The 1,411-nt window shown below is 41.7% G+C and carries 1 protein-coding gene; it reads left to right on the plus strand.

Going from position 1 to position 1,411, the window contains the following annotated elements; translation table 11 throughout:
- Positions 1 to 122 precede the first annotated feature (122 nt).
- Positions 123 to 1,379 carry an ISL3 family transposase gene (locus tag HF992_RS11780; protein ID WP_168550165.1) on the plus strand — a complete coding sequence of 419 codons (1,257 nt, stop codon included), beginning with the start codon at positions 123 to 125 and terminating at the stop codon, positions 1,377 to 1,379.
- The last annotated feature ends 32 nt before the right edge of the window (positions 1,380 to 1,411 follow it).

Here is a 1,411-nt window from a genome sequence, read left to right on the forward strand (position 1 = left end):
GGCTCTATAATTTCTGTAGTGGGTAAATCCACCTCGGAGATTATGGAGCCTTTTTGAGTATGAAAAAAGCCCCATATGACCTATAATGAAAAGCAATCAAACCACTCATTAGAAAGAATCATATGGAACAGAATTATTTTATCACAAACCTACTCGGAATGAAAGACCCTAATATCACTATTTTGGAGGTTGTGGACACTAGAAGCCACAAGGAAGTCATCGCTAAGCTGGACTACCCTGCTCCAAAATGCCAACATTGCCAGGGGCAGATGGCTAAATACGACTTCCAGAAACCATCCAAAATCCCTTATCTTGAGTGTGCTGGATATAAGACTCTAATTCGTTTAAGAAAACGTCGTTTCCGCTGTCAAGCATGTAGAAAGATGGCTGTGGCTGAAACTTCTATGGTTAAGAAGAACCACCAAATACCCGCTATTGTCAATCACAAAATTACTCAAAAACTAATGGAGAAGCTCTCTATGACGGCTATCGCTGAAAGCCTTGCGGTATCAACATCAACCGTTATCCGAAAGCTAAAGGAGTTCCAGTTCAAGACAGACCTGACCTGGCTACCAACTAACATGAGCTGGGATGAATATAGCTTTAAGAAGGGTAAAATGAGCTTTATCGCACAGGACTTTGACTCACTCAAAATCTTGGCGATCCTAGACGGTCGAACCCAAGCCACCATTCGTAATCACTTTCTACGCTATTCTAGAGCGGTCAGAAACCGTGTCAAGATCATCACTATGGACATGTTTAGTCCTTACTACGACATCGCTAAGAAACTCTTCCCTTCGGCTAAAATTGTCCTTGATCGTTTCCACATTGTCCAGAACATGAGCAGGGCCATGAATAGGCTCCGTGTCCAAGTAATGAATCAGTTTGACCGAAAATCGCACGGATATCGAGCACTTAAACGCTACTGGAAACTGTTTTTGCAAGATAGTCGAAGACTCAGCGATAAATGCTTTTATCGTCCGACTTTTCGTATGCACTTGACTAACCAGGAAATTGTCGCTAAGCTGCTCAGCTATTCTCAAGAGCTTAAAGAACACTACGATCTTTATCAACTCCTCCTGTTTCACTTCCAAGAAAAGCAAGCCGACCTGTTTTTTGGACTTATTGAAGAAAACCAGTCCTCTGTAAATCCTATCTTTCAAACGGTTTTTAAGACCTTTTTGAAAGACAAGGAGAAGATTGTCAACGCCTTGGAACTGCCTTACTCAAACGCTAAACTTGAGGCGACAAACAACCTTATCAAGGTCATTAAACGGAATGCCTTTGGGTTTCGGAACTTTGAAAACTTCAAAACTCGCATTTTCATTGCGATAAACATAAAACAAGAGAAGACAAAGCTTGTCCTCTCTCGATGTTAGATTGGTCAACCCACTACAGTTGACAATGAGGC

This window comes from Streptococcus ovuberis (assembly GCF_012396585.1).
Lineage (GTDB): Bacteria > Bacillota > Bacilli > Lactobacillales > Streptococcaceae > Streptococcus > Streptococcus ovuberis.